Here is a 12,043-nt window from a genome sequence, read left to right as displayed (position 1 = left end):
TGTGCAGTGGTAATGTTGATAAACATTACCACTGCACGGATGTCGCAAAAAGAACTTACTTGATATTCAAAGACTTTTTAGCTTGATCCAGAAGATCTGTTTTTACCCAATCCTTGGCGACCGGTGGTTTGGCCATTCTACCTACACCGTATTTTTGCATCAGATCAGTGGTGATCTGTATATGCTCTGCCGTAATGTCATAAGAGTAAGGCGAGTTTTCTATGGCATTCACAAAATCTTCATGGCTGACCTGGCCTTTGAACATGGTTTCACGCACATATTTCTCAGCCAGTTCCTTGTTGTCGATAAAGGTTTTGGTGGCTTCGACAAAGCAACGCATGAATTTTTCTGCTACCGGGCGACGTTCTTTATAGAACTTCTCGGTCATGACCATGGTACGTACCGGCTCACCTATCGGTGTATCATACGGCTTGATGATTTCACTCCCATAACCCTTGCCTATGGCTTGTGAAGAGTATGGCTCGGACTGCATGATGGCATCAATGTTTTTGCCCAGCAAAGCCTGGTTCAGGTCAGGAAAACCAAGGTAGATGATTTGCACATCTTTGCCAGGTTGATCAGAATACGTCAGGCCATTTTGCGACAGTTCGGCTGCCAGCAAAATATCCTGGATACCGCCGCGTGTTACGCCAACTTTTTTGCCCTTCAGGTCTTTCACGGTTTTCAGGCCCAGATCAGTACGACCCACAAGGCGCGCACCACCCTTGGCAAAACCGGCAACCAGGTATATTGGCGCACCACTGGCACGCGCAGAAATAGTCGCTTCAGATGAAACCGCACCGACATCCAGCTCGCCCGCGATCACCGCCTGCATGGCATCGAGGCCCTTGGCGAACACCCGTTCTTCAACCTTGATACCGCATTTGGGTGCGATTTCCTTGATGTAGGACACGGCACCGTAATGGGCGAATTTCAGGTTACCCAGCCTGACGACTTCCTGGGCCTGGCTAGTAGCGGCCAACAGACTGGAAGCAACAACACTGGCGAGTAAAATCTTTTTGAACATCTTTGTCTCCTTGAAATGGTGAATTTCTGATTTGATTTTTACTTACTCAGGATGAATAGCAGATATTGTGCCAGCTTATATCATCTGATAAATCATTGATTTTATTCACTTTTCGCTGCCCCATGCCTGACGCCAGCGCGAAGTTCCAGATAGCCAGACGGCGCTTGTCGGTGTTTTCGCACTTTCTGCCACCGCAAAAGGATGCAAGCTGGTGCAAGCACCAACGACTTGCCTAGCGCACAAACTTGCCATCCCGGCCTATCATCGTCAATTCAACAAATTCGCTGCCGCTATGGTCGCGCTCACTATAAGTGACCGTCACACCACCCAGGTCTACCTTGTGCATGGATTCCAGCGCACGCACCAGCCCTTCTCGCGTCAGCGTCTTGCCACTACGACGTAAGCCCTCCACCAGTACTTTGGCTGAGACAAAACCCTCCATCGCCGCATAAGAGGCCGTCACGCCATGCTCTTTGGCGATGGCTTTGAATTCCTGCCCCAGTATGCTCGACACCAGGTGTGGTGCCGGCATGATCTGCGACACCATGACACCGATGGCCGCCGGGCCCAGTGAATCAATAAATGATTGCGAGGCATTGTTCGACAGGGTCATGATTTGTATGGCACTGCCTTTGGCGCGCAGGCCGCGTATGATTTCCGACACGGTGGTGGCAGAACCGACAATGACCAGCGCCCTGGCTGGTGATTTCATTGCCTCATCCACGGCCTTGGCGACATCCGGCTTGGCCCTGTCATACTTGGCGATGATCGAGGGCTGCAATTTGAAAATGCTCATGGCGGCGGTGAAACCAGCCAGACCATCACCGCCAAACGTGTCATCCACATGGACGATGCCGATGTCTTTCAAGCCTATGGTAGAAAACTGTTCCACCGCTTTTTTGACCTCATCCTGGTATTTTGCCCGCACATTGAACAGGTAGTGATTCACCGGGGTGTGAAACACGGCGGCACCAGTGCTTGGCGCGATCAGCGGGATTTTATTGGCGGCAAGTACCGGCAGGATAGCCTGGGTATGCGGCGTGCCGCGACTTTGAAACAGGACAAAGACATGCTCTTTCTTGACCAGGGTTTCGGCATTGGCTGCAGCAATGGCGGGGTCAAACTTGTCATCCAGGATGCGTAACTCAATTTTGCGGCCATTGACACCGCCCGCTTTATTCACCTGTGAAATATAGGCGGCGGCTCCGGCATTCATTTCCTTGACGGGGCCAGCGATCTGGCCAGTCAGGCCGACGGTCTGCCCTATCAATATAGTAGTATCAGTCACCCCCTCCTCCGCCTGGGACACGGCAGGGAACAAACCGGGGATGAGAACAAGGGCGCAAATGCCGAGAGCACGTGGCAAACGCCACGCGCGTTGAAGTCGTTTCATGTTTGTCTCCTGATTGATGAGCAGCTATTTTTTTGTATGCTGTCTATGCTCTTATATTAGAACCTGTTTACGATCTGTAGCGAGCTAGCGTTTGTGCATCAGCGGGGTAAGGGTAACAAAAACGCAGCGCAAAAAACGGAATGGTCTTAAGACCATGCGCATTTTGAGCAGCGCATGAGCCCCGCGTGGACTCCGATTGCGCTCGCGCTTAAGATCGTAAGCAGGTTCTTAGCAGACTTCATACCACGTATAGAAATGAAGGCTGCCTACGGGATTTAACTCCCGTCTACATGGAAATGCATCCGTAGTTTCCCGCATGCGTGCGGAAAACCACACAAATCACATAGATATATTCTGAAAATCCAGAATTCAAGATTCTGCCGCCCCTGCCAAAAAGCGAAATGCCTGAGTGGGTCTTGATGATCAGGTAAAATGCCGGTTTATTCTTACCTGTCTTGCAGACTATCACTGAACGACATAGCTGCTGCAGCACTTTGTGCTGACAAAAGCTTCCTTGATGTGGTGATAGCCAGCTGCTTATATTAATAAAAATATAAGCAAGCTAAAACAGGACATTGCATTCTATTGATTTTTACTCAAGATTTCTTAAACAAACATGCTCGATAACCTTACCCAGCGCCTTGCCAAGGTCGTCAAGACCATGCGCGGCGAAGCCCGCCTGACCGAATCCAATACCGCCGACATGCTGCGTGAAGTACGCATGGCCTTACTGGAAGCCGACGTTGCCCTGCCCGCCGTACGTGAACTGATCGCCCGCGTCAAAGAAAAAGCCATGGGCGAAGAAGTGATTTCTTCCCTGACCCCGGGCCAGGCCCTGGTTGGCGTCGTCCAGAAAGAACTGGCGACACTGATGGGTGCGGATCTGGGTGAAGATGCTTCGCAACTGAGTTTTGCCTGCCAGCCACCAGCGATTATCCTGATGGCCGGTTTGCAGGGTGCCGGTAAAACCACGACCGTCGGTAAACTGGCCAAATATCTGAAAGAGCAAAAAAAGAAAAAGGTATTAACTGTTTCCGCCGACGTCTACCGCCCGGCGGCGATAGGTCAGTTGCAAACAGTCACTCAACAGGTCGGTGCCGATTTCTTCCCATCCCTGCCAACGGATAAACCGGTTGATATAGCTCTGGCCGCCCTCGACTACGCCAAAAAGCATTACCACGATGTACTGATCATCGATACCGCTGGTCGCCTGGGTATAGACGAAGCGATGATGCAAGAGATTGCTGCCGTTCACGCCGCCGTCAATCCTATAGAAACCCTGTTTGTGGTCGATGCCATGCTGGGTCAGGACGCCGTCAATACCGCCAAGGCCTTTAACGATGCCCTGCCTTTGACGGGCGTGGTATTGACCAAGCTGGATGGTGATGCACGTGGTGGTGCGGCGCTGTCGGTACGCCATATCACCGGCAAGCCGATCAAGTTTGTCGGCGTGGCTGAAAAACTCGACGGTCTGGAATCTTTCGATGCCACCCGTATGGCAAATCGCATCCTGGGCATGGGCGATATCCTGGCGCTGGTCGAATCTGCCCAAAAAGGCATGGATGTGGCCGCCGCCCAGAACCTGGCGCACAAGCTCAAGGATGGCGGTAAATTCGACATGAACGACTTCAAACTGCAAATTTCGCAGATGAAGAATATGGGCGGATTGTCCAATCTGATGGACAAACTGCCGGCGCAGATGCAGCAAGCCGCCAGTGGCGCGAATATGGACCAGGCCGAAAAACAGGTGCGCCGCATGGAAGGCATGATCAATTCCATGACCCCACAGGAGCGGTCAAAGCCGGAATTGATCAAGGCTTCGCGCAAGCGCCGTATCGCTGCCGGTGCTGGTGTACAGATACAGGAAGTCAATCGCATGCTGACCCAGTTTGACCAGATGCAATCCATGATGAAGAAATTGCGTGGCGGCGGCATGATGAAAATGTTGCGCGGCATGAAGGGAATGATGCCAGGAAAGCGCTGAAGGAAAGCGCCGATTTCCCTCTGCGTTTCACTCTGAGGAAAGAAGCCGGATAGCCGCCAGAATGGCCGCTTATCCGGCTTTTTTTTAGGCGTAAATCCAACGACAGGCAAATTCCTGCACTTTTTCGACAAAAACCAGCAAAAAACACTTGCATCCCTGTAAAAACCGCACCACTATTAGCGATGCGTGAAGTGACGCAATGCAGGAGCTTTTCAAAACGATCAAAGCTCCGTCCACGAAATTTGTGAAGGAGGCTATTTATGGCAACAGCACCAAAGAAACCAGCAGCAAAACCGGCAGCCAAACCAGCGGCTAAACCAGCAGCGAAAGCAGCCGCTCCAAAAGCAGCCGCTAAACCAGCAGCGAAAGCAGCCGCTCCTAAAAAGGTCGCAGCCGCCAAGCCAGCAGCAGCACGCAAGCCAAATGCAGCGTTCATGAAACCAATGACGATCTCTCCAGTTCTGGCAGCAGTCATCGGTGCAGCAGCAATTCCTCGTACTGAAGTCACTAAAAAAGTATGGGAATACATCAAGAAACACAAACTGCAAGATGAAGCAAACAAACGCAACATCAACGCGGATGACAAGTTGAAAGCCGTCTTCGGTGGCAAGAAACAAGTGTCCATGTTTGAAATGACTAAACTCATTTCCGGTCATCTGTCCTGATTTTTAGTAGCAGATTCCGAAGTTGCTTTGGGAGACTTAAAGGGAAGCATCCAGTCCTGTCCCAAACGAAAATGCCCGCATCGCGCGGGCATTTTTGTTTCTTGCTTGCTTCTTGATTGTTTCTTGCTTGCGTCTTACTTGCTTGCTTCTTGCTGTCTTCCCTGGATCGGCTCCCGGTCTTCTTTGTGGTAATCACAAATTCCCGCAGGTGACTGGCACAGTCGCCAGTTCGTTGCCGATGATCTCACCCGGCTTGCGGTGCAGTATGCAATAGGTGCCAAAAGGGGTGATGACTTTTGATACCGGGCGACCATCGCCCAGTATATGCACTTCATGCTTGACGCCCACGCGATTGACCGTGCCTGACAAGCCTATGCGCTCTCCCATCTTGGCAATGGGATCGACACTTGCTTTACTGGCGAAGCGCTCACGCTCTTGGAAATCCTTTTTCAGTCCTTTAACAATTTCCCCTACATCCCGATTGATGCCCGCATTGGGCTGGGGACTGGATTGGGCTTCCATTTCTATACTGATGTCTGGTGTTACAGGCGCAGGTGTGCTTGCTGTGGCAGACCTGGGGTGTGCATTGACTGGCAATGGTGGGGATGAAGACTGGGATGTGATCGGCTTTTCTGCTTCTTTTTTATCTGGCTGTTGCATTGATGGTTTGGCCGGTGCTGGCAAATCCAGGAAAATCAGGCTTCCCGTCCTGATTTTCTCTTCATTCAAGCCTGCCTTCAATACTGGCCACAAGCCGTATAGGCTGGCATGAAACAAGAGCACTGCCGCCAATATCTGCCAGTCAGTGCGCTTTGCATTGCTGCGGTAGTCGAGTACCAGCATTCTTATTCTCCGATTTACAGTGAACAGTCTATCCAGATTGCAGCGACATGACAAACACTGGCCTTTGCCAGACCGGGTATTTGCGCATCCGCCCCCCCCGATCGTGAAATAATCAATAATAATTAGGACTTACGCAAAATTGTCCCAACAAGGCGCAGTGACGAAGACAGTACTTTAGTACGGCTAGGAGCTGCAACGCAGTTGGGGCGGTTTTGCGTAAGTCCCAATAATCAATAGCTGCCGCAACTGACTGTTCGTATACCAGGTGCCCTGGTGATATCGGCTCCTGGTTTGGCCCCTATCACGCAATATGAGCCGGCAGATGTCGTGACCTTGGTCATCGCTGTGCCGTCTGACATGACTATATTTTTATAGCTGGTGCCACGCGGGCGGGCTGCGGCTTCGACATTGATGGCAAATGCAAGCATGGAGGATTTTTCTGGCCGGATATCGGTCAGTATGCGGTTCGGCATTTCACGCTCCACCCCTTTGATGATGCTGCGGATATCGCGCTGCAGGGTGACGGGATTCTCTATAGCCATGTCAGGTGTGATGGTTTGGCTGACCGGCTCCGTAGTGTGAGAGGTAGTCGGGCTGACTTCTGTGCTGCCTGCAACCGCAGCGGTAGTGACGGTGGTAGCGGTAGTAGCAGGGGTCTTCAGCACCGTCGGCTGCCTGACCGGCAGCGATTGTTTGACAAGCGCGGCCTGTTCGGGCTTGGGTGGCGCGGGCATTTCCAGCATTCTCATCCACAAAGCCCGGGACAGGAAACTGTCGCTTTTATGCAGGCGGGTCGTGGGCCACAACGCGAATAACAAGAGATGGGCAAGCGTTACCACTGCCAGCATTTGCCAGCGTGATTGCAGGATTTTCAACCAGTCTGCACTGCCAATTTCTTCGCGGTAGTAAAGTGCCGGCATGCGGGTCCCTGGTTCATCTGAATAAACAACCTGCACTGCGCAGGCACCAGCAAATGCCGGTAACCGGAGCAGCCAGCGACAGGGCAAATCTAGAGGCGATTTGCCCTGACTCAGTATTTTGAAATGGCAGGCCATGTTTGGCCCGCCAATTTTTCAAGGGATTGTTTAACTGGCCCCGACGTCGCGCAACACGCTACTTGCGAAGTTGCGATGCGCTGTCACCGCTGAATTCCCAGTTTTTCCAGTTGGCCAACACGGCTTTAGGATATTCAGGACGACCACGGCTACCATTGTAGCGCCCCAGGGCCAGGTACAGGTCGCCCTTTTCCATGTCTATATACATGCGCAGGATGGAACAGCCATAACGCAGGTTGGCTTGCATCTGAAACAGCTTTTTTGCATCACCATCGCCAATCACACGCGACCAGAAAGGCATGACCTGCATATAGCCACGAGCGCCGACCACCGAGGTGGCATATTTGCGGAAGGCAGACTCCACCTGTATCAGGCCCATGACCATGGCAGTATCAAGACCGGCCCGTTTGGATTCATACCAGATCGCTTCGAGTAACTCACGGCGGGTCTGCATGTCGGGAATGCGCCGCTTCAGGCGCGAAGACATTTCGCCCAGCCAGTTGATGTATTTGATACGTTCTTCGATATTGCTGAAGGTGGGTTTGGGTGGCGTCGAATCAGAAATGGCTTTGGCCAGCGCCAGCCGCACGGCATCTGCCATCGCTTCTTCTTTTTGATTACCAGCTTGGGCCGGCAATCCAGAAAAGGCGAACAGGCAGGCCGCCAGGCAAACGAAGAATGGCATCCTTCGCCCCCGCTGGCCTTGCAGTTCAGGCTGATGGCTATCGCCAGAACCTCCTTTGCGCCACACGCAAAAGCGCAAGAAAAAATACTTCATCCTGTGACTTAATTTCCCGCCAATTTTGACTGGATGAAGGTCAGCATTTCAGTTACCGCTACATTGCTGGCTTCGGTATCACGACGTCCCAAATATTCGAGCTTGCCTTCTTTCAGGCCGCGGTCACCGATAACCACGCGATGCGGCACACCTATCAGCTCCCAGTCTGCAAACATGGCACCTGGACGTTCACCACGGTCATCCAAAATGACATCCACGCCTGCCGCCAGCAAAGCCTGGTACAGGGTTACTGTTTCAGTTTTGACGGCTTCGCTGCGGTCCATCCCCATAGGACAGATGACCACTTCAAATGGTGCAATCGAAGTAGGCCAGACTATGCCCTTGTCGTCGAAATTCTGTTCTATTGCCGCCCCCAGGATGCGGGTGACGCCTATGCCATAGCAACCCATTTGCAGCAATTGCGGCTTGCCGTTTTCATCCAGGAACGTCGCCTTCATCGCTTGCGAATAACTGGTGCCAAGCTGGAATACATGGCCAACTTCAATGCCACGCTGTATCGCCAGCACACCCTTGCCATCTGGTGAAGGATCGCCAGCCACCACATTGCGGATGTCGGCAACCAGCGGCTCAGGAATGTCACGACCCCAGTTGGCACCGGTAAAATGGAAGTCAGCCTCATTCGCGCCGCAGACAAAGTCAGCCATATTGGCAACCGTACGATCCGCCACGATCTTGACCGGTTTTTTGGTGTTGATCGGGCCCAGATAACCTGGTGGCGTACCAAACCATTCAAGGATTTCCGATTCACTGGCAAAGCGATAATTCGCCAGGCCAGGTATCTTGCCGGTTTTGACTTCATTCAATTCATGATCGCCACGCAGCAGCAGCAGCCACAGTTGTTTGCCAGCCTCGCCTTTTTCTTCATCTTCAACGGTCAGGACGATGGATTTCACGGTGTGCTGCAAAGGGATATTGAGCAAGGCAGCCACATCTTCGCATTTGGCCTTGCCGGGTGTGGCGGTTTTGCTCAGTTCAGCCTTGGCTGCTGCACGTTCAGTTGTCAGTGGCACGCCTTCAGCGGCTTCCATATTGGCGGCGTAATCAGAGCTTGGGCAATACACCAGCGCATCTTCACCGGTTTCGGCAATCACGTGGAATTCATGCGAGCCAGAACCACCGATATCGCCATTGTCTGCCGCCACGGCACGGAACTGCAGGCCCAGACGCTGGAAAATACGGGTGTAGGCGTCATACATCAATTGATAGGACTGCTGCATGCCGGCCGGATCCCGATCAAAGGAATACGCATCCTTCATGGTGAATTCACGACTGCGCATCAGGCCAAAGCGCGGACGACGTTCATCACGGAACTTGGTCTGGATATGATAAAAATTCACCGGCAACTGACGGTAGGAGCGAATTTCAGTACGTGCGACATCGGTCATGACTTCTTCCGATGTAGGCTGTATCACATAGTCACGGCCATGGCGGTCTTTCACGCGCATCATCAGCGGGCCAAATTTGTCCCAGCGACCGGTTTCCTGCCAGTATTCAGCGGGCTGTATCACCGGCATCAGCATTTCAACCGCACCAGCGCGATTCATTTCCTCACGAACAATGTTTTCAACTTTACGAATAATACGCAGGCCCATGGGCATGTAGTTATAAATGCCAGAACCCAGGCGTTTGATCATGCCTGCACGCATCATCAGTTTATGGCTGACGATCTCGGCATCGGCAGGCGCTTCTTTCAGTGTGGAAATAAAAAATCGTGTAGCACGCATGACAGTGATTCTTTTTAAATGGAGGGTTATAATCAACTCAATTTTAAAGGATTAGCTGGCTAATGCGCCCACTCTTTGCACATTTGATGAAGGAAACTGCGATTTGTTCGCCTCGCTTGACGTTGCCCGCTGAAAAATGCGGTGTTTTTCGACGAAACAAACGCTCTCTACGCTGTCTATTGCAGGAGCAAGCCGTTTAGCCACAGAAAGTTTTGAGGTTGAACATGCTGGATCGTGAAGGCTTCCGCCCAAACGTTGGCATAATTTTGCTTAACGCCAACAATGAAGTCTGGTGGGGAAAGCGGGTGCGCGAGCATTCCTGGCAATTCCCCCAAGGTGGTATCAAATATGGTGAATCGCCGGAACAGGCCATGTACCGGGAACTGGAAGAGGAAACCGGACTACTTCCAGAGCACGTCAAAGTCATCGGTCGCACCCGCGACTGGCTGCGCTATGAGGTGCCAGACCATTTTATCAAGCGTGAAATCCGCGGGCATTACCGTGGACAAAAGCAGATCTGGTTCCTGTTGCGTATGATAGGCCGTGATTGCGATGTCAATCTGCGCGCCAGCACGCACCCGGAATTTGATGCCTGGCGCTGGCATGACTACTGGGTACCGCTGGACGTGGTGATCGAATTCAAGCGAGGCGTGTATCAACTGGCCTTGCAAGAATTATCACGCTACGTGCACCGGGCCGAGCACCCGAATTCCAACCGCAACAGGTATTTGCGTAATCAGCAACAAGCGCAACCGAATCGCGACACCAAGAAAACCGAGCCGGAAGAATCTAAATAATTTATGCCAACACTATCATTACGCCACCTGGCAAGCAGCCTGTTTTGCACCTTGCTGTTGTCATCCTCTCTGGCCCACGCGCAAGAACCTGATGAAGATGACAAGGAATGGCGCGAAGTTGCCCTGCAATTGCCAGAAGCACCAAAAGCTGAAAACCTGCTGAATTTTTACAAAAGCGGCAGCCAGTCTTTTGCGATTGATACCAAATCCCTGCTGGTGGCCAGCGATGGCACCATCCGCTATACCCTGGTAGCTACTAGCACCGGCGGTGCAAAAAACGTTAGCTATGAAGGTCTGCGTTGCCAGTCATATGAAGTCAAACTGTATGCCTTTGGACGCCCGGACGGCACTTGGTCACGCTCGCGCCGCAACCAATGGGACACCATCTCCAGCACCGGTGCCAACAAGCAGCACAGCACCCTGTTTTCGGAATATTTTTGCGAAGGCCGGACAGTAGCGGGCAAGGTCAATGTCTTGCTGGATAAATTGCGCGGCAAGAAAATGTCATATTATTAAAATGATATAACCGGGATGAACATGGGCGCTGAATTCAGCGCCCATTTTTCATAACAAAACCAGATTGTCGCGGTGTATCAACTCTGGCTCTTCCACAAAACCAAGTATGGATGCAATTTCTGCTGAGGCATGGCGTTTGATGCGGCGGGCGTCGGCGCTTGAATAATTGCTCAGCCCTCTGGCAATTGCTTTGCCCGCCTCATCACAACAAGTCACCACCGCACCGCGACTGAATTCGCCACGCACATCCAACACACCGATGGGCAGCAGGGATTTACCCTCGCGTGTCAATTTTTGCACTGCCCCGGCATCCAGCACAATTTGACCCAGGGTTTGCAAATGGTCCAGCATCCATTGCTTGCGTGCTGCCAGAGGTGCCATTTGCGAAATCAGCTGGGTGCCTATGTTCTCGCCCTGCGCCAGGCGCAGCAAGACATTGTCTTCACGGCCCCAGGCAATGACGGTATGGGTACCCGAGCTGGCACCGCGTTTGGCTGCCAGTATCTTGGTCAGCATGCCACCGCTGCCCAGGCTGGAGCCGGCACCACCTGCCATGGCTTCCAGCGCAGGGTCACCAGCCCTGGCTTCATGCACAAAAGTGGCATTCGGATCCTTGCGCGGGTCGGCTGTGTACAAGCCTTTTTGATCGGTGAGGATGATCAGCGCATCGCCTTCAATCAGGTTCGCCACCAGCGCACCCAGGGTGTCGTTATCACCAAACTTGATTTCATCGGTAACCACCGTATCATTTTCATTAATGATGGGGACAATGCCAAAGCGCAGCAAAGTAAACAGGGTAGAACGTGCATTCAGGTAGCGCTCGCGGTCAGCCAGGTCCGCATGCGTCAATAAAATCTGTGCGGTCCCTATCTGGTGTTCACGAAAGCTGCTTTCATAAATCTGTGCCAACCCCATTTGGCCGACAGCAGCACAAGCCTGCAGTTCATGGATGGCAGTCGGTCGTTTTTCAAAACCCAGGCGTTGCCGCCCTTCGGCTATCGCACCAGAACTAACCAGCACCACTTCCTTGCCCATGGCGCGCAGACCGGCAATTTGGGCAGCCCACCTGGCAATGGCCTGCTTGTCCAGACCCTTGCCATCATTGGTCACCAGTGATGAACCTACTTTGATAATCAGACGTTTTGCTTGCTGAATGACAGATTGCATAAATGAATACGAATGTGAATGTGGTAATGTCACTGCGCTACCAGCTCGCAGTAAATCAAAATTATACTTTATA

General features: G+C 52.3%; 11 protein-coding genes. 4 read left to right on the top strand and 7 right to left on the bottom strand.

Going from position 1 to position 12,043, the window contains the following annotated elements; all coding sequences use genetic code 11:
- Positions 1 to 55: 55 nt before the first annotated feature.
- Positions 56 to 1,027 (bottom strand): ABC transporter substrate-binding protein, encoded by a 972-nt coding sequence (locus tag ACO0K9_RS06400; protein ID WP_422982962.1) that lies wholly within the window; start codon positions 1,025 to 1,027, stop codon positions 56 to 58.
- A 232-nt stretch (positions 1,028 to 1,259) separates the two neighbouring features.
- Entirely contained in the window at positions 1,260 to 2,420 is a 1,161-nt protein-coding gene (locus tag ACO0K9_RS06395) for an ABC transporter substrate-binding protein (protein WP_422982960.1), read from the bottom strand.
- A 616-nt stretch (positions 2,421 to 3,036) separates the two neighbouring features.
- On the opposite strand from ACO0K9_RS06395, the gene ffh reads away from it, so the two are divergent.
- Both ffh and ACO0K9_RS06385 read left to right on the top strand, forming a co-directional pair.
- Positions 3,037 to 4,404, top strand: a complete 1,368-nt coding sequence (gene ffh / locus ACO0K9_RS06390) for a signal recognition particle protein (protein WP_422982958.1) — start codon at positions 3,037 to 3,039, stop codon at positions 4,402 to 4,404.
- A gap of 260 nt (positions 4,405 to 4,664) precedes the next feature.
- The gene (locus ACO0K9_RS06385) at positions 4,665 to 5,069 is read left to right on the top strand and encodes an SWIB/MDM2 domain-containing protein (RefSeq protein WP_422982956.1); all 405 of its coding nucleotides are present in this window, start codon (positions 4,665 to 4,667) and stop codon (positions 5,067 to 5,069) included.
- 192 nt (positions 5,070 to 5,261) lie between these two features.
- Here the strand turns inward: ACO0K9_RS06385 and ACO0K9_RS06380 are convergent, their stop codons facing one another.
- From ACO0K9_RS06380 to ACO0K9_RS06365, 4 genes are all read right to left on the bottom strand, one after another.
- Positions 5,262 to 5,912 (bottom strand): hypothetical protein, encoded by a 651-nt coding sequence (locus ACO0K9_RS06380; RefSeq protein WP_422982954.1) that lies wholly within the window; start codon positions 5,910 to 5,912, stop codon positions 5,262 to 5,264.
- 230 nt (positions 5,913 to 6,142) lie between these two features.
- Positions 6,143 to 6,832 carry a hypothetical protein gene (locus ACO0K9_RS06375; RefSeq protein ID WP_422982952.1) on the bottom strand — a complete coding sequence of 230 codons (690 nt, stop codon included), beginning with the start codon at positions 6,830 to 6,832 and terminating at the stop codon, positions 6,143 to 6,145.
- A gap of 193 nt (positions 6,833 to 7,025) precedes the next feature.
- A complete protein-coding gene (locus ACO0K9_RS06370; RefSeq protein ID WP_422982950.1) occupies positions 7,026 to 7,652 on the bottom strand; it encodes a lytic transglycosylase domain-containing protein in 627 nt (208 codons plus the stop codon).
- A gap of 101 nt (positions 7,653 to 7,753) precedes the next feature.
- Positions 7,754 to 9,490, bottom strand: coding sequence for a proline--tRNA ligase (locus tag ACO0K9_RS06365; protein ID WP_422982948.1), 1,737 nt, complete (start codon positions 9,488 to 9,490; stop codon positions 7,754 to 7,756).
- 224 nt (positions 9,491 to 9,714) lie between these two features.
- On the opposite strand from ACO0K9_RS06365, the gene ACO0K9_RS06360 reads away from it, so the two are divergent.
- Together ACO0K9_RS06360 and ACO0K9_RS06355 are read left to right on the top strand one after the other, a co-directional pair.
- Positions 9,715 to 10,287, top strand: coding sequence for an RNA pyrophosphohydrolase (locus tag ACO0K9_RS06360; RefSeq protein ID WP_422982946.1), 573 nt, complete (start codon positions 9,715 to 9,717; stop codon positions 10,285 to 10,287).
- Positions 10,288 to 10,290: 3 nt separating this feature from the next.
- Positions 10,291 to 10,803 (top strand): CNP1-like family protein, encoded by a 513-nt coding sequence (locus ACO0K9_RS06355; protein ID WP_422982944.1) that lies wholly within the window; start codon positions 10,291 to 10,293, stop codon positions 10,801 to 10,803.
- A 48-nt stretch (positions 10,804 to 10,851) separates the two neighbouring features.
- Here the strand turns inward: ACO0K9_RS06355 and proB are convergent, their stop codons facing one another.
- The gene (gene proB, locus ACO0K9_RS06350; protein ID WP_422982942.1) at positions 10,852 to 11,970 is read right to left on the bottom strand and encodes a glutamate 5-kinase; all 1,119 of its coding nucleotides are present in this window, start codon (positions 11,968 to 11,970) and stop codon (positions 10,852 to 10,854) included.
- Positions 11,971 to 12,043 lie beyond the last annotated feature (73 nt).

Origin of the sequence: Undibacterium sp. Ji50W (genome assembly GCF_049340445.1) — a bacterium.
Lineage (GTDB): Bacteria > Pseudomonadota > Gammaproteobacteria > Burkholderiales > Burkholderiaceae_D > Undibacterium.
This window is presented reverse-complemented; position numbering and strand designations above follow the sequence as displayed.